Below are 22,784 nucleotides of genomic sequence, written 5' to 3'. Positions count from 1 at the left end.
AAAAACGTCATTTTTAGACAAAAAATGGTGCTTCTATATGTAATAAGCCGCCAATAAAGTGGATTGATACCCCTGTTTTTTTAATTTAATTTGGAATAGTAGCAACAGCCGTCAATGTATTTAACAAGTCGTTTGACGGCTGTAAGATGAGTGAATACGGTTATTGTTTAAGTACTTGGTAGGGTAAGCCTGTTAAGGGGTCAAGCTCCACAGAAGAATATGCTGGTAGCACCAAGTTCATTATTTTGGGCAGTGTTTTGGCACTCGGCTGAAAACCAAAGTAATTTTTATCTTGTTGTACATTTATCCAGTGCGCTTGCACCATAAAGGCAGGTAAAGCGAAGTCGTAGAATGCAACCTCATCAATAACCCCTGAAAACGATTTTAATTTCCACCGGTTTGCACCTTGAGTGTTACCTATTGTAGCACTTCCTGGACCGCCCGTTAGCATTTTAGAACCGAGAGGATACTGATAAGAAGCAAGCATTTGTCCATCAATATATATTGCTTTAAGTCCTGTATTTACACTATAAGATACGACTATATGGTGCATGTTACCGTCTTTAAGCTGTGCTAATGTTGGTCGGCCATTTAGCCCATCAAGCGGCAGTTTTAAACGGTTGTAACCTTGGCCTAATATATATAAACCAAACTCTAAACTTTCATTAACATCGAGATCTGGCTGTAGGTGTTTTTTGGTGCTGTTATGTTGGAAACCGAGTACCATACGCAGTTTTTCATCGCCAGTATCTTTACTAAATATTTGATCTATTTCGCCAAGTTCACCGGAGTATTCAGGCCGGATCAAGACTTCAATGGTCACACCATCAGATACCGCAAACGTTCCCGTAGCTGGCACTGTTCCGCCACCACTGCCTAGGTCAATGCGATCAGTAGAGTGGTTATTAAAATAAAAACCGCCTCGACCTAGTAAACCGGTTGTTCGAGTGGCTCCTGCCGCGGGTATGCCAGAGGCACTACCTACTGAATCAATTACGCGATCACTTTGACTATCAAAACTCCAAAAGTGTTTTGGTTGCCAGCGTCTTGGTATTAACAAGGTGTTTTCACCACTGTCAATGACGGGCTTATCTTGTGTTAAATCTATAGAAAATTTGCCGCCATTTGAATTCAAGGTAAAGTTAGGGACATGAACAATAATATTATTATTATCTGATGCGGGTGCAACACTCAGTTTACCTTGAGTTAGTCGCATTTCGTGGTTGTTAAAAAATTTAATATGACTATGAGCGGCTAGGTGCAATGTACTGCCATCAACAAGTAATAGACTGGACGCTTGAATCGTTTGGTATACCCCTGAAAATAAATGATTGCCGTTGATCATACCGTGGTCAACAATGGATAGTTGACCTTTTTCTATTTTAGCAATAATAGGCGCAGAGCTTTGATTAAACTGCTGCCAAAGTAACAGCAACAATAACACTGCGGCGGTTAGTATCAGCCATAATTTATATTTGACAATTAACGGTATTTTTTGGGCGTGTTCGTGTTTTTTCTCAGATGAATTTTTTAATCTAGTTTGTGTTATTTCTTCATTATTATCTGTGTTACTCATTGTTTGAGAGGTGTCTTTGCGACGCACTGTAAACTCTTCTGTAACGGCGGTTTCTATTTTTCGTTTGTAGGAAAACTCGAAGTTACTAGCGGCAGGAGCGAGTAAATCGATATGCATGCCCATGTAATCGTAAAAAAAACGCTGTGCCTCCAGGTTACCTCTTAGTAACTCAGCAAGTTGCTTTTCTTGCTCTTGTGTTGCTGTTTTTGTTCCTATTGCGTCAGCAATCTCTCGTATAGCGGCGTACTTTTCACTTCTGATCATTTTTCATCTCCGCTAATTTATTTTCTACACAATCAAATAATTTTTTTCTTAATTTGTGGATAACCTTACGAATAGCATAAATAGAACGGCCCGTCTTATCGGCAATGTCTTGTGCCATTAGGTTCTGATTGTAAAAATGTTGATATATTTCCTGCATCGAAGAGGGGAGCAACGTGTAACAATGATCTAAGTGGCGCCATTTGACCTCTTGTGCAATGGTGCTGTCTTCAATTACAGGGAGGTTGTTACTAAACTCTTGTAATAAGTCATCGTCTAGCCCTAATTGATATTTATTTTGGGTGCGTCGAAATACCCGAATACGATTAAAAGCAATGCAAGTTGCCCACTTTGAAAAATCACTGCCCGGTTCATATTTTGAAAACTCATTCCATAAGGTTAGGCAGGTTTCTTGAAAAATATCGTCAGCTGCCGCGGAATCCCAAACTGAGGCGTAAATATAGCGGTAAAGTCTATTTTTATTGGCCTCAAATAATTGCTCAAACCCCTCGGGGTTAATAAGATCAGAAGGTGTCTCTTCAGCTAGTTGATTGTTTATATTTGTGGGATGTAGAGACAAACTAAGTCCTTGCAAACACGTCATTTTTACGATGGCTCGACTGAGTGGAGACCGCGTGTATTGTTTAAATATGATTAGGGATACTATCTTATTAATTAGCCGTTAAACAAGTTCAATCAATGTAAGTCCATTTTTGTTTTATTGAGCTATTGGCTTGGGTGCCGACGTTGTCGATCTGATGATCTTCCTACTTCTACGTAAGGCTATGGTTGCTATTGTGGTAACAATTTACGTAAACATAGCCACAAAATATACGTTTAGGGGTATCAATAACGTAATCAGTAGGCTAACTCTTATAAAGACAACTCGATTATATAAACTCAAACGATAGTTATAACAATAAGACTTAGTAAGTGACGTTGTATGTTTTAAGCCTTTCAGCGTTGCTTATGTCAATAGCGCCCTATAACAATGAGAAGAGCAAAAATGAAAAAAAAATTCTTACTATTATTAATAGTAACCGCCAATATATCACCGCTTTCAGCGCAAGTTATCTGGTCAGCAGAACCAGATAAAAGCACTCAGGTAACAGACTTTTTTAAAAGACTTGATAGCGGTAACTACCCTAAAGATTATTGCGTTAGTAAAGGGGATGAGAAAGGCGTTTCACCATCCAGAGTTAATGTTTTAATGGATGAAAAGTTAGGCAAGGTTTGGAATATTAGCAAACCTAAAAATAGAAAACGTGGTGAATTTGCTCGTACAGAAGGCCAACTACATTCATATTCGCCAAAAGAAGGCGATGATATTTACATTGGCTGGCAGTGGAAAATAGATACTGCTGACGGCGCTAAAATAAATAAAGAAACCACGGTTTTTCAATGGAAATCAGCCAGCCCGCATAACCAAAATTATCCAGTTAACATGGAGTATGATGGCGATTTAACGCTAAATGCTTGGGGCCCTAATTATGTTGAAAATAAGGGGTATCACAAACGTCGAACGGTATTGTGGCGCAAAATTGTACCACAAAATAAATGGGTTTCACTCGTTATTCGCATCAAAGTCAATAAAGACGATTTCGGCGGTATTGTCCAGTTTTGGTTTAACGGTGTTCAGCAAGAACTAGATAATTTAAAGAGCAAGTTGTATCAAGTGAAATTATCTGACGATCAAAAAACCGTTTTTCATCGCACCAATGATGGCCGCTTTGTTTACCCTAAGTGGGGCGCCTACAACAAGAAATCGTGTAAATATCATATTAATACTTATTACCATGATATGAAAATTGGCACCACCTTAGCTTCTGTGCTGCCCACTCAGTTAACCGCCAAAGCAAAATAGATTAGCCAATTCGGACATATTATGAAAACCTCACTATGCTGGCCGCAGCAAGCTTTAACTTAGCAGCCAAAACGCCAGTAGCTCTAGATAATATTTACTCGCCCGAATTATCTTAATTCGGTTATGGATTTGGCGAAAAACAGTTCAATACCGTTTTTGGAGTCATGCAGTGGGTTAGAGCATAAATTGTGAGTTTATATAATGCTTTCTTTATGAATTTATTAGGTCGAAAATTGATGAGTCTAATTAAACGTTACCTATGCATGTAGTGATTCGTACACTCATGGCAATCGACGGTGTAAAATAAGCTTGGTGTTAAATTCTATTCAATCGCTGCACGAGTGATTAAAAGGTTATGAGTGATCTCCCTGATCGATCTATTGATAAAATTACACGATCTTAACCAGCTAATTCATTTTACTTTCTAGCTCTGCATTTGCTGTTCGGTTTTAATTTAAATTTTAAAACCGCTTTACAAATTAATACTTATACAATCAAAACACTTCAGGTCAAGATTAAGGTGGACCCATCGTATTTGTTATTGATTTTATGGCCTTTTATTTCTTTTTTTTATCTCGGTATTATTTTATTTAGCAACCCTTATGAAAATAAGTAAACATTCAATTAACCATATTAAATCTTAATATTGACAAATCAATTACAAGTAATCATTATTGGTCATATCTGTATTGGCGTAAAATGTTGAGTTAAGTATTGCTAACTTAAGTACTAACAGTACTCACTCACCTTTATTTAACCCAATAACAAACGTGAGGCGTTGTTGATCACGTTTAACTTAATAATGATAAATCGTATTGAAACGATCACGTATAGCTAAATAAGGATCACCTATGAATAATAAATTCGATGTTATTGTTGTCGGCTCTGGTATAACCGGCGGCTGGGCTGCAAAAGAATTTTGTGAAAAAGGGTTTAAAACCTTAGTGGTTGAGCGTGGTCGTAATTTAGAACATCCAAGCTCTGAATATACCGATATGCAGGCACCATGGAATATTGAAAACCGCAACAAAGTTTCAGAAGTCTATGATGAAGAAGGCCGTTATGCGGCGGTGAGCGGTTATGGTTATTTTAAAAATGCGACCAAGCAATTTTTTGCTGACGATAAAGAGTTCCCTTATTCATACCCCAAAGAGCGCCCTTTTAAATGGGTGCGTGGTTACCAACTTGGTGGTCGTTCGATTACGTGGGGGCGGCAATCTTTGCGTTGGGGCAAAAAAGATTTTGAAGCAAATGCAAAAGATGGTCATGGTGTGCCTTGGCCAATCGGTTATGACGATTTAGCGCCTTGGTATGATTATGTTGAATCGTTTGTTGGGGTTTCGGCCAATAAAGATGGTTTAGCTGTTTTGCCTGACGGTGTATTTCAAAAACCTTGGGAGCTGAGCGCGGCTGAGCAGGTGATATCTGACAATTTGAAAAAAGTATTTACCGATCGACATTTAGTTGTTGGACGCGCGGCTAATATAACCGAGCCCACTGAAGAGCAACAAGCATTAGGTCGTGGACAGTGTCAGGCACGTTCATACTGCAAACGCGGTTGTACTTTTGGTGCTTATTTTAGCTCGTTATCGGCGACATTACCGGCGGCAAAGCGCACCGGCAATTTAACCATTGTGACCGATTCAATTGTGACTCGCGTTGATTATGATGAGGCAACCGGTAAAGCTAAAGGCGTTACTATTATTGATGCTAAAACAAAAGAGAAACGTGAATATCAAGCGCGTGTTGTTTTTTTGTGTGCGTCGGCGTTGGGTTCAGTGCAAATATTACTTAATTCTAAATCTAAATCGTTTCCTAATGGTATTGCGAATTCGAGTGGTGCAGTGGGTCATTACATTATGGACCATTTTACTGGGGTGCTCGCGAATGCCGAAGTGCCAGGCTTAGATGATAAATTTGCTTATGGTCGACGGCCTATTGCTACGTATATACCTAATTACCGCCATGATAAAACCGATGATGCTGATTTTGTTCGGGGTTTTGGTTATCAAGCCACGGCTCAACATAGAACCGACACTGGCACTGCGGCTAAAAGAGAAGGCATAGGCGCCGCCGTAAAAGACTTAAGCAAACAACCCGGACCTTGGCGTTTTAGAACCTTAATGTATGGCGAAATGCTGCCTTATTTTGATAATTACGCCAGCTTACACCCTACAAAAAAAGATAAATGGGGTATTCCGCTGTTACATATCGATGCTCAAATTCGTGATAACGAACGCAAGATGATTAAACAAGCCAGTATCGATATTCAGGCTATTTTAAAAGCGGGTGGTTGTACTGATATTAAATTAAATGAAACGCCAGAAAATGAACATATAAAAATAGGCGATAGGATCCACGAAATGGGGGGCGCTTGTATGGGTGAAGACCCTAAAGTTTCAGTGCTTAATAAATGGGCGCAAGCGCATGATGTGCCAAACCTATTTGTGACTGATGGTGCTTGTATGTCGTCTTGCGCAACTCAAAACCCATCTTTAACGTATATGGCCATTACCGTTCGTTCGGTTGATTATGCTGCTAAATTGCTGCGTAAAAATATAATTTAGTTTTCTAATATAGTCAAAGCTACCGCGTCCTGCTCTCGCCCTTACCTGCATCCATGCAGGCAAGCTTCGAGACGCTATGAGCATATGCTCTACTATGTGATTGGGGCCGCCTAAATGGATTTAGGTGTTAGAACGACGCAGGAGCCAAAGTCGAGAGTAAGCGCTGACAATGAACCATAAAACCTGAGCGAGAAGACTATAAAGCTTCTTTTCAAATTTGGATAAAAGAGAGATAGAAGCTTTATGTTTTGCCTGAAACACCGAATAACCCAGGCCATTCTGAAAGTGAAAAAAATACAGCGAGTGGTTCGGTTGGTAATGTCAGTTTTATAATGTTGTTAGGCGCAGGCTTAATATCAATACGTCGACGTTATATAAAATATTACAGTGGCAAGTTTAACGTTTTTTGTAAGCGCCATAATAGATGGGAGATAATTTACATGCTTGATAATAAAATTACGCGCAGAGTATTTTTAGGCACAACGTTATGTGTTGTGACTGCGCCTTTGTTTGCTACGTTATTGAATGAACAGAATAATTTACAAAAAGTGCTGATGGATGGTCAGTTTTTTAATGCGGCTGAGCTGACGTTGCTGACCGATGTTGCAGAAATTATGATACCTAAAACCGATACGCCAGGCGCTACTGATGCCCATGTGATCCCCGTTTTAGACGGCTTAATGTTAACGTGGGCTGGCGTTAAGAGTAAACGACAGTTTCGTTTTATTGTTGCCCAAATAAATGACCTAGCTAAATCGACCTATGGATCAGTCTATAATAAGTTAGCTTTTGACGATCGTTTTTTATTAATTGAGCAATTAGACAAAACGGCTTTTGCTAATAAAAAAAGCGTGTTGTCGACTCATTATCGTCGACTAAAAGAAATGGTTTTTCATATTTATTATACCTCTGAAGAAGCTAATCCCGATTTTATTTTAATTCCGGGCGGATATCGCGGCAGTTTATCTAAACAGGAGCTAGACACGATCCAAGCTCGAGGCTATTTATGAGTACGCAGCAAGCAACACAATATGATGTCATTGTTGTCGGCTCGGGTATTACAGGCGGTTGGGCTGCAAAAGAATTTTGTGAGAAAGGGTTTAATACGTTAGTGATTGAGCGCGGTCGGCATCTTGACCATCCTAGCCCTGAATACAATGACATGAAAACGCCTTGGCAACTCGAAAACCGAGGGCTAGCGACGGAGTTATATGATGAAGAAGGCCGTTATCGTATGCTCAAAGCGAAGAAAAAAACGTTAAAAACTGATTCGATTCAATTTTTTGTTGATGATAAAGAAGCCCCTTATTCTTACCCTGATGATCGTCCTTTTATGTGGACACGCGGACATCAGCTTGGTGGGCGTTCGCTGACTTGGGGACGGCAAGTGCTCCGCTGGGGTGCTAAAGATTTTGAAGCCAATGCCAAAGATGGGCATGGAGTGCCGTGGCCGATTAGTTATGACGATCTTAAACCTTGGTATGATCACGTTGAAACGTTTATTGGGGTTGCCGGCAACAAAGATGGACTCGATGTGTTACCTGACGGTGTGTTTCAAAAACCATGGCAAATGAGTTGCGCCGAGCAATCGATTGCAAAAAAAATGGCTGAAAAATACACCGACCGACATCTTATTATTGGCCGATCGGCTAATTTAACTGAGCCAAGTGCTGAGCAGCGAACTCTGGGGCGAATTGCTTGTCAGGCTCGATCATATTGTGCACGTGGTTGTACATTAGGTGCCTATTTTAGTTCGTTATCGGCGACCCTACCGGCTGCAAAAGCCACCGGTAAATTAACGATAGTAACCGATGCAATTGCCTCACATGTTAATTATGATGAAAAAACCGGTAAAGCGAGTGGTATAATGGTAGTTGATGCTAACACGCTTGAGCAACGCAGTTACCGCGCTCGCGTTGTTTTTTTATGTGCTTCGGCCTTAGGTACGGTACAAATTTTACTGAATTCAAAATCAAAAACCTTTCCTAATGGCATCGCCAATTCAAGTGGTGTTGTGGGGCGTTATATTATGGACCACTTCACGGGCGCTGTTGGCATGGGTGAAGTGCCGGGGTTTGACGATCAATACAGCTATGGTCGCCGCCCCATCGCCACTTATATTCCTAATTTTCGCCACGAAAAAACAGGCAACGTCAATTTCACACGCGGATACGGTTATCAAACAACGGCAGGAGCTAGGCCGAGCAGTGGTAATACAGCAAAACGTGAAGGTATTGGTGCTAAGGTAAAAGCGGAAGCTAATCAGCCTAAACCTTGGCATTTTAAAGCGTTTATGTATGGTGAAATGCTACCCTATTATGATAATCAAGCCAGCTTGCACCCAACTAAAAAAGATAAATGGGGGATCCCGCTGTTACATATCGACGCACAAGTACGAGATAACGAACGCCACATGATCAGCCAAGCCGCTAAAGACATTAAAGAAATATTAGAAGTGGGTGGCTGTACAAAAATTAAAATTATTGAAACCCCCAAAGATCAGCATATCACCGTGGGTAACCGGACACATGAAATGGGCGGTGCGTGTATGGGGGCAGATCCTAAAACATCGGTTTTAAATAAGTGGGCACAAGCGCATGATGTCGATAATTTATTTGTTACAGATGGAGCGTGTATGTCTTCTTGTGCGACACAAAATCCGTCACTTACGTATATGGCGATCACGGCTCGCGCTGCTGATTATGCTACTAAATTAATGAACCAAGGTATTTTATAACAATTTTACGCGTTGGCTGATGCTTAATGATGACAAAAGTTAAGCCACAAGATAAGCCAAAACATAAATTTAAAAGGTATGAATATGCATAACACATTAACCAAAACACTCATTGCAGCAGGGGTAACCATTGCCCTTTCTGCTTGTTCGATGACGGCATCAGAGACGACTCGCGCAGATCAATCGGCAAATCAAACCCCGTCAACGCCTGTAAATTGGCCGGCTGATAATGTTGCATTTTGTCATGCCGCACTTGATAAGGCCGGCGAGCAATTAAATGATTTTAGACAGGCTTATACCGATCCGCGCCAGATCCCGACGTCTTACAGTGAAAACGAAGTTAAATATACCAATACAATGGGCTGGACCAGTGGGTTTGTTGCCGGTAATTTTTGGTATATATATGAACACAATAAAGATAAAAGTTGGTTAAAAACAGCAACAGATTGGACTTTAGCGTTAAAAGAACAACAGTTTAATCGTAAAACGCATGACATCGGTTTTATCATGAACAGCAGTTTTGGTAACGGTAAACGCTTAACGGGCAATGAATCTTATTCGCCGTTGTTGGTTAACGCTGCTAAAACCTTAATGGAGCGTTATAACCCGCATATTGGCACAACGTATTCTTGGAGTTGGGGCACGTGGGAATTCCCGGTAATTATCGACAATATGATGAATTTAGAATTATTGTTTGATGCTTCAATTGCAACGGGTGATCAAACGTATCATGATGCGGCGGTTAGCCATGCAACGGTAACGATGAAACATCATTTTAGAGACGATCACAGTTCATTTCATTTAGTTAATTATAACCGTACAACGGGCTTGCCTAATTTTAAACAGACTTTTCAAGGGATAGCCGATGATTCTTCTTGGTCTCGTGGCCAAGCGTGGGGCGCTTATGGTTATACAATGGTGTACCGATATACTCAAGACGAGAAGTTTTTAAATCATGCTCGTAATATTGTTAATTACCTATTAACGCATAAAAACATGCCAGACGATTTAATCCCTTATTTTGATTATGATGCACCTGAATACCCTGACGTAGTGAATTATCGAGATTCATCAGCTGCTTCTTTATTAGCTAGTGGGCTATTAGAGTTAGCAACCTATGTTGATGCAGAAGAAGCGAAGCGCTACCGCGATGCAGCAATGACCATGTTACGTAATTTAGCTTCACCTGCTTATTTAGCGAGTAAAGGCGAAAATGGTCATTTCTTGCTGAAACAAGCGACAGGAAATTATCCACGTGATTTAGATTTAAATGCTTCGCTTAACTATGGTGATTATTATTATTTAGAAGCGTTAACGCGTTGTAAAAACTTATAAACTATTTTTATGCGTTAGCAAACGTTAGCGATTAAAAGGCCGAGCTTATTTGATAAAAATAAACTCGGCCTTTTTTGTTTGTTTTATTAAAAATTTAAACCACGCCCAAAGGACGTGGTTTAATTTTTAATAAACAGGATATTAGGCGTGGGTCGTTCTTTTATTTGTGTGTTAACCGCTTGTTGAGTGTCGGGCTTTGTTTGCCCGCAGCCCCCAACTAGGGGGATTAATATATAGTCTTTTCGCTCAGGTTTTATGGTTCATTGTCAGCGCTTACTCGCCCCAATCACATAGTAGAGTATATGCTCATGGCGTCTCGAAGCTTGACGGCTTCCCCTAAAACCCGATCGCTTTGACTATAAATAGTCCGATGGATGCTAATTTTTCTTAAGCATTTTAAATCCTAGTGAGCCATTTTGATGTTACTGATAATAGTGTTAAGTCCGTTAAGCGATTGTTGAACTGCTTGCAATGGTGTTAAACCATTTGGATATTCTTCTTGCTCTACAACAATCCATTGGGTGTTACCATATTGAATAGTGGCTTTTATTAATGCCGCCCAGTCGTAATTGTTTTGGCCGATAATCACTTTTTTATCTTTGCTTACGGGGCCGGGTTTACCCTGATAGGTTCTAACTTTGAAGTGCGTGGTGAGCGTTCGATTTGGATAACGTTTAACGTATGTAATCGGATCGATTGCAGCAAAATTTGCCCAACCTGCATCGAGTTGTAGCACAAATTCTGGTGGGGTATTTAGGGCTAAATAATCCCAAAAGGTACTGTTTTTATAAGGTTTAAACTCTTTAGCATGATTATGGTAACCCAGCTTCATGTCCAGGCTATTAGCGAGTATAGAGAGTTTGGTTATGTCTGCTATTAGTTCATCTATTTTTTCTGCATTATCGATGCGTTTGTCATGCGGAATAAGGATTAATTTAACCCCAAGTGCTTTAAAAAATGTAAATTGATTTAATGCGTTATCACCTTGCAGCTGTGCTAATCCAATGTGCGCGCCGCTTGCGGTTAACCCTAACGAATCTAAGAAATTTTTAAGCCCCACTGGGTCTCGTTTATACTTGCCATAATGCCCTGCAAATTCTACCCCTTTGAACCCCATTGCGGCGAGTGCTTCGAGCGTACCTTCAAAATCTTCCTTTAAGGCTTCTTTTACCGAGTGTAATTGCACACTGATTGCCGGTATTACCAATTTATTTTTACTATGAACGTTACTTTGAAAAAAGAGGAATGAGATCACGATTATAAACATTTTGCATAGACATTTATTCATTTTAATATTATTTGGTTGCTTGTGATTTTATTTGATTATCTATGTTTGTTGTATAAAAGTCTTTATAAATTTGTAAGTATTTATAAGGTTAACTCAAGAGAGTGATCCGGGTTAATCGTTAATAAAAATACTTAAAGCTAGGGTAAATCAGCTCTGTAGTGATTTTTAGTTACTTATAGTCTTCTCGCTCAGGTTTTATGGTTCATTGTCAGCGCTTACTCTCGACTTTGGCTCCTGCGTCGTTCTAACACCTAAATCCATTTAGGCGGCCCCAATCACATAGTAGAGCATATGCTCATGGGGTCTCGAAGCTTGCCTGCATGGATGCAGGTAAGGGGCGAGAGCAGGACGCGGTAGCTTTGCCTGCATGGATGCAGGTAAGGGGCGAGAGCAGGACGCGGTAGCTTTGACGGCTTTGCTTACATGGATGTAAGTACTTAGGTTTCGTCTGGAACTAGAAACCTGCCCCTAAAACCCGATCGCTTTGACTATATTAAAAACGATTAATTTAGCATTAATAATCTATTTTAAAAGTCTTAATATCAGGGGTTTATTTAATAGTTTAAATACTTTATGTTTTTTTATAATTTTTATAATTTTTATAATTTTTATAATTTTTATAATTTTTAAAATTATATTTATTTTTATTATTCTAGATTAACTAACTGTTTTTAAATGGTATTTTATTTTATTTACCTAATATTCTTATCGGGTTGTGTGACAAGTAGATTGATAATGACCATTTATGCTTGAAAGTGTGGGTTGGTTCGTCTAATATAAATCATGTGTTAAAAAATTGTAATAATAAATACACAAACAACACATATGTAAATTTATTCTAATCACAATAATAACTCCTTATTCAACGAGGTAGACAAAATGTCCGTAGTAAACAGACAAACCAAAAAAAGTTATCATTCAGTATTTTTCAGCGGTATTGCCGGTATGGCCATGGCAGTAAGTTCACCCACTTTATTAGCACAAGAAGTTAATAGTGCTTTAGGTGAAGAAGAAACTGAAGTCATTGAAGTAACCGGTGTTCGTGGTGCTTTAGAAAATGCACTAAATACTAAACGTGAAGCGGTATCGATTGTTGATGCAATTTCTTCTGCTGATATTGATGCGTTACCTGCATTAGATTTTGGTGAAGCTTTACAGGCTCTTCCTGGTGTACAGTTAGATCGTTCAAATGAAGGTCGTACTTCTGAAATCAGTTTACGTGGTTTATCGGGTGGTTTTGTTAAAACTACGGCATTTGGTCAATCATTCGCGACGCCGAGTCGTAGTTCTGGTCCAACGGGTGGTACAAACCCTTTTGCTTCATTCGAAGCGGGTGTGTTTGACGGTGTAACACTTATTAAATCACCTACCGCAGATATACAAGCGGGTGGTATGGCGGGCGTTGTTGATAAAAAATTACAACAAGCTTTAGCTAAAAAAGATGGTAAATATAGCGTTAGTTTAGGTGGTCGTTTAGAAGAATTAACGGGTAACTGGGATAAAACAATCAAATTTTCTGCTGCAAAGCATTTAATTAAAGATGAATTAGCCGTTGCTGTTAAATTTTCTGGTTCAGAGCAAACGTTCCGTCGTGACTTAATGCAAACAACGGTTTATACATCTCTTGATGAAACGAATACTCAAGGCGACATGATCTCTAATACGATTGGTGATTATAAAGCGGCTTGGGGTTTACCGGCTGATGCGGTTGTTAAAGGTGTAGCAAATGGACGTAACGTTACTGAATATAGTGAAGGTGATCGTGTTTCATTTACGGGTAACATTGAATGGAAACCCAGTGAAAATTTAAAATTAGGTTCTCATGTATTATATACAGAACGTGATTTAGGCGATGGCACAAAAGAAGATACCGCATTTTTTGCTGGTCTTCATCACAACACCCCAGCAAAAGCCTCTAGTAAACGTCATTATTATAGTGCAAATGTTGAACCGGATATGGCAACCGCGCCTTTCATTTATAAACATGATGCTGCTGGTAACCCTGAATATATTGCAAGCAAGGTAAACTTTACTGACGGTGGTTTACAGTTTACTAATCGTAAAACGACATTTTTAGAGACGGCGAAAGGCATTATGTTATATGCTGACTATGCTAAAGATGACTGGGTATTAGACGGTATTGTTAGTTACTCAGAAGCCGAAAATCAATTTATGAATATTGGTATTGATTTTCGTCATACACAACATCACAACCCAGCAACTAATTTTACACCAGATGGTGGAGTTAGAGCATCTTACCCATCTGTTCCAACCGGTATCGACGGTACGATTAGTACTGGCCAAGGCAATACTGCCGATACGATTGTTACTGCAACAGGTTGGGATAACTACAATTACAATAATTTGAATTGGCAAAAGCCTGGCTATACGGGCGGTACTGTTTCTTCAAATGATCCATCAAATGGTGGTCGTCGTTTACAATTTACGGTTGATGGTCGTGTAGACAACCCGACTCGTGAAATGTCGGCTGCTGAGTTTAACGCTGAACGAATTTTGCAACTCGATTTAGCTGATGAATTCAGTATTGGTTCAATTAAATTTGGTGTACGCACAAGTACTGAAGAATTGGATAATCGTGACCAAAAAATTGGTATTGTGGGTATTGATACTGACGCAATAAATGAAGGTTTTATTCACGATAATATTATCAGCGAGCAACAAACTGCATTTTTTGATGGGGCTATACCGGGTACATTTGGTGCTGGGAGTGGTTGGAGAACGTTTGATAACGACTTTATTTCTAACGAGTTATCAAAAGGCTTAGCCGATTTAACGGCGGTTACTGATGACAACCCTTATGCATTAACCATTGCTTCGCCAAGTGTTTTTTATGATCGCTTAAATAACGGTACAAAATTACCTAATTTCTTTGCTAATAATTTTAGTGCTGAACAAACGATTACTGCCGCTTATTTAATGTCTGATTTCTCAGGTGAAATAGGTTCGGTTTACTATAGTGGTAACTTTGGTGTTCGCCATGAAAAAACAGAAAATAAATTTTTAGGTAAGGTTGCTAAACAGCTTCCATCTAAAGTTTATGTTCCTGATGATTTCCCGTTTGAAAGTGATTATAGCAATACTTTGCCTTCAATGAATTTATCGGTTGAACTTACCGACGATATAATTGTGCGTACTGCGTATTATAAAGCCTTAGTTAGACCTAACTTAAGAGCTCAAAATCCTTCATTAACGATTAAAGAAAGTAATAACTCTTTAACTATCGATTTACCTAAAGGTGAGTTAGAACCTTATACGGCTGATAATTTTGATCTATCTTTTGAATGGTATAACCGAGAAGGCAGTGCGATTTCTGTTGGTTTATTCCAAAAAGAAATTACCGGTTTATTCTTACAAGAAAAGCCATGTCCTAGCCTAGGTGAATATACTTTCATTGATGAGCAATTTGGCGCATTTGAAGGTGAAGATTCAGAATCTAGCGGAAACTGTATTCAAACAGAAACATTTACTAACCCTGATACCGGTGAAGTGACAAACCGTAATGTTACGGTTAACCGTAGTTTCAACGCCGATAATGAAATTAAGTTACAAGGTGTTGAATTTGCAGCACAACAAAAACTAGATTTCTTACCGTATCCTTGGAATGGCTTTGGTGGTGTATTTAACTATACCTACATTAAGCAAACAGGTGATGAAGGGGATAATAAACTTTATAAAGTATCACCTCGCTCTTATAACTTAATCGGTTATTGGGAAGATGATAACTTTAGTGTTCGTTTAGCTTATAACTGGCGTGATTCGTTTGACATCAGAAAGAGCAGTCAATATTACGGTATTGAAGATCGTAGAACGAAAGCGAGTGGTCGTTTAGATCTTTCTTCGTCATATAAAATTGCCCAAGGGTTAAAAGTTCACTTAAAAGCTTACAACTTAACTGATGAGCAAGTATATGAATACTTCGGTGAAGATGAAAGAGCAGTAGCACGTATCGATTATACCGGTCGTATTTTTGAGCTTGGTGTTAACTATTCATTCTAAGTTAATTGTGTAAAAAACGATTGTTATACATTATGGGCGGCCAATTTATTGGCCGCCTTTTCTATTAAATATGTATTGGTTTTAGTATGTCTTTATTTAAATCGCCTTTATTAAGCTCTCAAAAAATTTATCTATTTTTAACTCTTTTATTTACCGCTGTATTTGCGGTATCAGCAGATAATCAAACAAATGATAAACAACTTTTAAAAACGGAAGCGATCGACCATGTTTGGTCGGGTCATCGCATTAAGCCTTTTTTATTAACCCGAGGTAAACATCAATTTGTTGCTTATTTTGATGCTAATCGCCAAATGACCGTGGCTTATCGAACGATTAATGATAAGTGGCGTTACTATAAAGTGGATAGTTGGTTAGGCTGGGATAGTCATAATTATGTCACGATGGAGCTCGATAAAGCAGGGCATTTACACGTAATGGGTAATATGCATGCTGATCCGCTTGAATATTTTAGAACGTCAGAACCTTATAACGTGCGCTCATTAAAACGTATACCAACATTGGTTAACCGCGATGTAGAACAACGAATGACGTATCCAATATTTTTATTAAATAAAAACAATGATCTCATTGTTAAGTATAGAAATGGCGGCAGTGGCAATGGTAACGAAATGTACAATATTTATGACACTAAGAGTCAATCTTGGTCTAAATTACATAACCAACAATTTTTAGATGGCCAAGGTGAAATGAGTGGCTATTTTGAAGGCCCCACGTTAGGCAAAGATGGGTATTTTCATTTGATTTGGGTGTGGCGTAATACGCCTAATGCCGCAACAAACCATTCACTTTCGTATGCCCGCAGTGTTGATTTATTAAATTGGCAAGATTCAAATGGTAACAAAATTGAATTGCCATTAACGTTAGCCAAAACTGAAATTGTTGATCCGGTTCCTGCTTTTGGTGGCATGATTAACGGTAATGTTAAACTCGGTTTTGATAGTAATAACCAACCTATTATTACTTATCACAAATATGATGCAGCCGGTCAAACGCAAATGTTTCTTGCTAGAAAATCAGGCCGTAACTGGGTTTCAAGCCAAATCAGTGATTGGAAAAACTTCAGATGGGATTTTAGTGGCCATGGCTCATTAGGCCGTTTTGCGGTGAGACCTTATTCACCGGTAGCCTTAGGTAATAATAAAATAGGCGTAACGGTTCGAAAACATGATGACATTATGCAATTTATTGTTGATGAAAATACGTTATCAACTTTAAAGGTTGTTCCTTCAAGTTTATATCCAGCGATTATCGATAACTCTGCAAAGCATGCAAATTTACATATGTTTGAAGATAAGCGATTCACTTTAGAGAACCAAGTTTTTAAAGGGGTTGGCGATTTAAGCCCTGAAGGACATTCGTATTATCTATCGTGGTTTAGTCAACCGGGTAACCGTGATAATGCACATGCTAAGATTAGCCCCGCGAGTGTCATGTTATTACACGAAGTTTTTTAAACTCGATTTTTATGAGTGTTGTTTCGCTAACAACACTCGTTTTAACCGTAATCTAACAACATGGGAATTTAATAGTTAAATCATTGTTTTATTGGTCGTTGTTGTATGAACCCGTTGATATTCTTTAGGTGTACAGCCAGTTTGTTTTTTAAACACCGTCGAAAAATAAGCCGAGTTGTTAAAACCCACATCAAATGCCGTGTTGGTTATTGACTGAGTTAATAATAACTCTTTTGATTTATTAATGCGTACATCAATTAAATATTGATTTATCGTTTGTGCCGTTAGGTTTTTAAAGTTTTTTGTAATATGTGAACGGCTTGCGCCTATTTCGTCGGCAATATCATTAAGGGAGATATCTTTGTGATAATGGCTGAGTATAAACGTTTTAATTCTGTCTACTAATGCAGAGTCAGCAGGAGAATCTTCAGTTTTGCCGCTTAAGCTCGCTAAAAATTTGGCTTCGTGCTGAATAATGTCATCAATTTGTGTAAATGAAGTGCAGGCTTCTAATGCTTGACCTTTTTCTTCGAGTTGTTTAATTAAAGTAGCCGCATTACCGCTATTAAAAATTAACGAATCAAATAACATAAATAACACTTCTTTGGCACGAACGCGGTAAGTAGCTAGATTATGCTGACTGAAGCTTTTTAGGGCGTGTAATAAATTTTGTACTCGATCAGCGACTAAAGCTCCTCGGGCAAAAGCTACCGTTTCAATAAGCGCTGCGCGTTCTTTGAAAGGATAAGATTCGTTAATTTTTTTGGGATAATATTCAGTAAAGTGGGTGTTGGATGGTGCCGCATATTGCGCTATCGCCAAAGAACTTTGATGTAAATAATGTTGTTTAACTTTCTCGTTGGTCATTTGAATATCGCGATAAATTGCCGATGCCCAAATAATTGCGGTTAACGCACTGCCTGCATAATAAACCACCCACTTCTGAAAAATGTTACCTATGCATATACAGGTATAAAGAAGCAAAACAGCATAAACCAAGATAGCTACGTAACGTTTTATGGGCCGATAAAGTATAAACAAACTAGGCAGTAACAATTGTATGGTTACCAACAGAATTTGAGCATTATAAATATCTTGGTTAGTGATACTTTCGAACACTTTTGGCCACGGCTGTTGATCAAGATGATGGTAATAAAAAGGCGGAGCTATCACAAACAATAAGGACCAAGCCATACCTAATAAAATAGGAATTATGAAGATTTCTCGGCGCACAGTTATTTGCGCTTGAATAAATAAACCGTATACCAAAGCTGGCATACCTAAGCTAAACAGCAATACATTTCGAACTAAATCAAACCAGCGCTTGCCGTTTTCAATGGGCATAATGTTAATAAGTGGGCCGGATAAAAACAAAATAATGCAAGCCATAAAAGTCGCAAAATATGCGTAGGCACTGCCAATGCGCGCTCGGACCAAAGTAAAATAGATTAGCACCATTAAATAAACATTAGCGGCAATAAAAGGGATGATAGCCCTCAGAAATGTATGCCAATCTAACTCTGTATAGACCATTTATTTTTGCTCGTTACTTTTAATCAAAGATAAATCCACCCTAAAGAACTTTAAATATAGGCCAAAAGCCGATTTTTAAAATAGAAACTCTCACTAGAACCCCAAACCAAATAGCCAGTAAATCATTGTTATAGATATAGTCTTCTCGCTCAGGTTTTATGGTTCATTGTCAGCGCTTACTCGCCCCAATCACATAATAGAGCATATGCTCATGGGGTCTCGAAGCTTGACGGCTTCCCCTAAAACCCGATCGCTTTGACTGTAGATTAAAAAATTAATTAAACCTTTTAGCCAATTTTAAAAGCAAGTGTTTAATTAAAATTTAAACTTAAATACCTGAGCTTTATTAATTTTGACTAAACAGGCAAACGAGCGCGAGAAAACAAACAATGAATTTACTGCATAAAGTCGTACTTTACCTTATCGCAACATGTTTACAATTAACATCCTTATCTTTAGTTTATGCTGCGTCAAAACCCAATATATTATTGATAATTTCGGATGACGCGGGTTATCACGATTTTGGCTTTCACGGCAGCAAAACTATGAAAACGCCCAACTTAGATAAGTTTGCTAAACACAGTATTTTATTTAAACAAGCTTATGTCACCGCGGCTGTATGTGGCCCTTCAAGAGCCGGATTATTTACTGGCAAGTACCAACAAAAATTTGGTTTTGAAGAAAATAATGTACCAGGTTTTATGAGTGAGTCGGGTTTGATGGGTGATGAAATGGGCTTGCCATTGTCTGAACTAACCATTGCGGATCACTTACGACAACTCGGTTATACCACAGGTTTAATCGGTAAATGGCATTTAGGTGATCACGATAAATATCATCCAATACGTCGAGGATTTGATCACTTTTATGGTTTTAGAACCGGTTCGCGCAGTTATTACGCCTACGATGAAAGCGAATTGAAGCAGCGCAATAACGAGCGTATGGAGCGTGGCTTTAAAGTTTATAAAGAACATCAAGGCTATTTAACCGATGCACTTGTTGCCGAAACCAGCCAATTTATAACGACTACAGTGCAAAACAAACAACCTTTTTTTGCTGTGCTATCGTTAACTGCAGTTCATGCCCCTATGCAGGCCAAACCCGAAGACTTAGCACAATTTCCTAATTTAACAGGTACTCGCAAAATTCTTGCGGCTATGAATTTAAACATGGATCAGCAGTTGGGTTTATTATTCAACCAGCTTGAGCGATTAAAAATCGCCAACAATACCTTAGTGGTTTTTGTTAATGACAATGGTGGGCCAACCGATCAAAACCACGCAAATAATTATCCGCTAAGTGGTACAAAAGCGAATCATCTTGAAGGGGGGATACGTGTACCAATGCTGATGCGCTTGCCTGATAAATTAACTGCAAATATGCAATTTGAATATCCTGTCAGTACACTTGATTTAATGCCTACTTTTTTAACCCTAGCTGGTGCTAATTTAGCTGAGTTTGCGCACTTAGATGGGGTTAATTTGTTGCCATATCTAAACAAAAAGTCCAATACAACTCAAACACGCCCTCATAAAACCTTGTATTGGAAAAAAGAAAACCGTGCGGCTATCCGTGATATGGATTGGAAACTATTGCGTTTCCCAGACCGCCCAGTAGAGCTATACAACCTAGCTCAAGATCAAGCAGAGCAAATAAACCTTGCCAAGCAACAGCCGCAAATTGTTAAAGACCTCTACCAAAAATTATTTGCATGGGAACTCACCTTAGAACGCCCTTTGTGGCAATTGAAACGCCAATATGAAGGTGCAGCCATGCGCAGAATGGATAAGTACCGAAATCACAAAGCCGACTAATTTAACCCGTGATCCAGATAACTTAAATCAGACTTAACATTAAATTTAAAACCCATGAGAAGTTTTACCATGAAATTATCAAACATAATTAAACACTTGAGCTACGCCGTGGCATTTTTTTGTAGCACGTTTTGTTATAGCGTTAGCGCAAATGCCGACGAAAGACCCAACATCATTGTTATTTTAGCTGACGACCTTGGCTATAACGATGTTGGTTTTACCAATAGCTCAACAGAAATTAAAACCCCTAGGTTAAATGAGCTAGCTGAAAATGGGGTTACATTTGAAAACGGTTATGTTACTCACCCTTATTGTGGCCCTTCACGCGCTGGTTTATTAACTGGACGTTATCAAGCCCGTTTTGGCATGGAAAACAATGTTACCTACACACCATACGACCCGTACATGGGGCTACCAACAGAAGAATTAACCTTTGCCGAACGTTTGCAAAAAGTGGGTTATAAAACCTCGATTTTTGGTAAATGGCATTTAGGGGGTGCACCAAAGTTTCAACCTAATAACCAAGGCTTTGATTATTTTTATGGTTTTTTAGATGGCGGACACATGTACATGCCAGGGCAAGTGCACGTTGGTAGCCCTGACGGTTATTGGTTGCCTATTGTACGCAACAGTCAACCAGCAGAATTTAATGAATATTTAACCACAGCCTTAAGCCGAGACGCAGCCCAATACATTAAACGCAGTGGTAACGAGCCCTTTATGATGTACCTATCATATAATGCACCACACGCGCCTTTACAAGCACCAGCAGAAACAATTAAAAAATACAGCCATATCAAAAACAAAAATCGCCAAATTTATGCGGCTATGGTTGATGAGATGGACCAAGGTATAGGCATGGTTGTTGATGCGCTAAAAGAAAAAGGTAAATATAAAAATACGCTTATTTTCTTCTTATCTGACAACGGCGGTTTATATCCAGATTCTTGGTGGCCTCAATACGACTGGGCAGACAATGCACCGTTTCGTCATGGTAAAGTGGCTTTAATGGAAGGGGGCGTACATGTGCCATTTATTGCGCATTGGCCAAATAAAATTAAACAAGGTTTTAAATTTGACGGCCTAGTATCTGCACTGGATATCGCAGCCACCTCAGTGGCGCTTGCTAAAGCAGATGCATCAGACGGTTTACTTGAAGGTGTTAACTTAGAGCCTTATATAACAAAACGCAAAACGGGCACACCACATAAAGCCTTATTTTGGCGTTTAGAAGAAGCAGATAATATTTGGGCTGTGCGTACCATGACAGGCAAATATATGCAGCAAGGTTTGCCAGGAGTTGACCGAGCTTATTTTGATATGGTGAACGACCCAACTGAACAAATAAACGCAGTGGATAAATATCCACAAAAACAAGCTGAATTGGCCAAACTTTGGAACGAGTGGAATAAAAACAACAAAGAAAATATCTTGCGGCAATCCAATGAATATAAAAGCGCTGTTAAAGCATTTTATGAGCAGCTAAATAAAGAAGACAACCAACAAGCGAACGCGCGTAAAAAGTACCATGTTAATTAACCTGAACTCAAGCCATGATAGAAGCCAAGCATTAAACTAAACTCTTATTTGTAAGTTTTGAGTCAATTGCTAGGGCGTGTTTATCTTTGTCGTATCGATTTATTCAATTCCAAAGCATTTTGATCACGGCATTGGCTTGATGGCATAGTACTTCTACGTCAAAAGCCAATAACAAAGAGCAAAACGTTTTGGATTGAACCGGGCCGTGGTTTTTATAACGTTCCGTTTTCAAAACGCATTAGCGATAATAACGAAGCTAAAATTTTGCATTGTTGATAACACAAAAGGGCATTTTTTGGTTTTCTTCTGCCATTAACAAATCAAAAAGTGTGGGCGTATGTTTTATATTTCTAATGCCAACAGGCTCTGATTGATAACCTGCGAGGTAAGACGGTTTTATAATATTAACCGCTTTACCTAAGCTTATTTCACGCTAACGAATTGCAATCTAATTCTGATAATAAGCTTTGTGATTAAAGTTTCTGCGGGAGGTATTTTATCTCGCATTGATTAAGTAGCCCATAATGATGATTATGTTAAATAGTATTGTGTTTGTTATTTCATTCTTGTGATGACAGTAAATAAGTTTATCGATTAACGTTAATTTGTATTATTACCGATAATTGTTACTTATCGGTAATAATGTATATACCTAAAATGTTATTCTCTACTATCGGTTTGCTGAACAATGTGTAACGTAAATATATGATTAAAAATGCTGTTTTTTAAATTTATGTGTTTTCCACTTTTATGTCTTTATGTGATCCTAAATAATTTA

13 protein-coding genes are annotated in these 22,784 nt (G+C 38.7%); 9 read left to right on the top strand and 4 right to left on the bottom strand.

From position 1 onward, the window contains the following. Window positions 1-160: 160 nt before the first annotated feature. Window positions 161-1,840 carry a LamG-like jellyroll fold domain-containing protein gene (locus tag DPX34_RS06400; protein WP_111977584.1) on the bottom strand — a complete coding sequence of 560 codons (1,680 nt, stop codon included), beginning with the start codon at window positions 1,838-1,840 and terminating at the stop codon, window positions 161-163. Further along, complete coding sequence (locus DPX34_RS06395) at window positions 1,827-2,417, bottom strand: sigma-70 family RNA polymerase sigma factor (protein WP_232824676.1); 591 nt, start codon at window positions 2,415-2,417, stop codon at window positions 1,827-1,829. Before DPX34_RS06395 ends, DPX34_RS06400 begins: the two co-directional genes overlap by 14 nt. 426 nt (window positions 2,418-2,843) lie before the next feature. On the opposite strand from DPX34_RS06395, the gene DPX34_RS06390 reads away from it, so the two are divergent. The 5 genes from DPX34_RS06390 (at window position 2,844) to DPX34_RS06370 (ending at window position 10,340) form a co-directional block, all read left to right on the top strand. Then, on the top strand, window positions 2,844-3,701 hold the full coding sequence (locus DPX34_RS06390; RefSeq protein WP_157964637.1) for a heparin lyase I family protein: 858 nt from the start codon (window positions 2,844-2,846) through the stop codon (window positions 3,699-3,701). Window positions 3,702-4,552: 851 nt separating this feature from the next. Then, a complete protein-coding gene (locus DPX34_RS06385; RefSeq protein WP_111977581.1) occupies window positions 4,553-6,268 on the top strand; it encodes a GMC oxidoreductase in 1,716 nt (571 codons plus the stop codon). A gap of 440 nt (window positions 6,269-6,708) precedes the next feature. Beyond that, window positions 6,709-7,278 (top strand): gluconate 2-dehydrogenase subunit 3 family protein, encoded by a 570-nt coding sequence (locus tag DPX34_RS06380; RefSeq protein WP_111977619.1) that lies wholly within the window; start codon window positions 6,709-6,711, stop codon window positions 7,276-7,278. Further along, on the top strand, window positions 7,275-9,005 hold the full coding sequence (locus DPX34_RS06375) for a GMC oxidoreductase (protein WP_111977580.1): 1,731 nt from the start codon (window positions 7,275-7,277) through the stop codon (window positions 9,003-9,005). Before DPX34_RS06380 ends, DPX34_RS06375 begins: the two co-directional genes overlap by 4 nt. Before the next feature lie 84 nt (window positions 9,006-9,089). Beyond that, a complete protein-coding gene (locus DPX34_RS06370; RefSeq protein WP_111977579.1) occupies window positions 9,090-10,340 on the top strand; it encodes a glycoside hydrolase family 88 protein in 1,251 nt (416 codons plus the stop codon). A 403-nt stretch (window positions 10,341-10,743) separates the two neighbouring features. On the opposite strand, the gene DPX34_RS06365 is transcribed toward DPX34_RS06370, so the two are convergent. Next, on the bottom strand, window positions 10,744-11,526 hold the full coding sequence (locus DPX34_RS06365) for a sugar phosphate isomerase/epimerase family protein (RefSeq protein WP_232824675.1): 783 nt from the start codon (window positions 11,524-11,526) through the stop codon (window positions 10,744-10,746). Between the two features lie 981 nt (window positions 11,527-12,507). On the opposite strand from DPX34_RS06365, the gene DPX34_RS06360 reads away from it, so the two are divergent. Both DPX34_RS06360 and DPX34_RS06355 read left to right on the top strand, forming a co-directional pair. Then, window positions 12,508-15,645 carry a TonB-dependent receptor gene (locus DPX34_RS06360; RefSeq protein WP_111977577.1) on the top strand — a complete coding sequence of 1,046 codons (3,138 nt, stop codon included), beginning with the start codon at window positions 12,508-12,510 and terminating at the stop codon, window positions 15,643-15,645. 86 nt (window positions 15,646-15,731) lie between these two features. After that, window positions 15,732-17,120: a BNR repeat-containing protein gene (locus DPX34_RS06355; RefSeq protein ID WP_111977576.1), complete on the top strand. Its 1,389-nt coding sequence runs from the start codon at window positions 15,732-15,734 to the stop codon at window positions 17,118-17,120. Between the two features lie 75 nt (window positions 17,121-17,195). On the opposite strand, the gene DPX34_RS06350 is transcribed toward DPX34_RS06355, so the two are convergent. Next, window positions 17,196-18,653, bottom strand: a complete 1,458-nt coding sequence (locus tag DPX34_RS06350; RefSeq protein WP_111977575.1) for a helix-turn-helix transcriptional regulator — start codon at window positions 18,651-18,653, stop codon at window positions 17,196-17,198. A 389-nt stretch (window positions 18,654-19,042) separates the two neighbouring features. Here DPX34_RS06350 and DPX34_RS06345 point away from each other — a divergent pair, with 389 nt between their 5' ends. Beyond that, window positions 19,043-20,467, top strand: a complete 1,425-nt coding sequence (locus tag DPX34_RS06345) for a sulfatase-like hydrolase/transferase (protein WP_111977574.1) — start codon at window positions 19,043-19,045, stop codon at window positions 20,465-20,467. Between the two features lie 69 nt (window positions 20,468-20,536). Further along, on the top strand, window positions 20,537-22,006 hold the full coding sequence (locus tag DPX34_RS06340) for a sulfatase family protein (protein ID WP_111977573.1): 1,470 nt from the start codon (window positions 20,537-20,539) through the stop codon (window positions 22,004-22,006). Window positions 22,007-22,784: the final 778 nt, after the last annotated feature.

It is taken from the genome of Algibacillus agarilyticus (genome assembly GCF_003286125.1).
Lineage (GTDB): Bacteria > Pseudomonadota > Gammaproteobacteria > Enterobacterales > Alteromonadaceae > Algibacillus > Algibacillus agarilyticus.
This window is presented reverse-complemented; position numbering and strand designations above follow the sequence as displayed.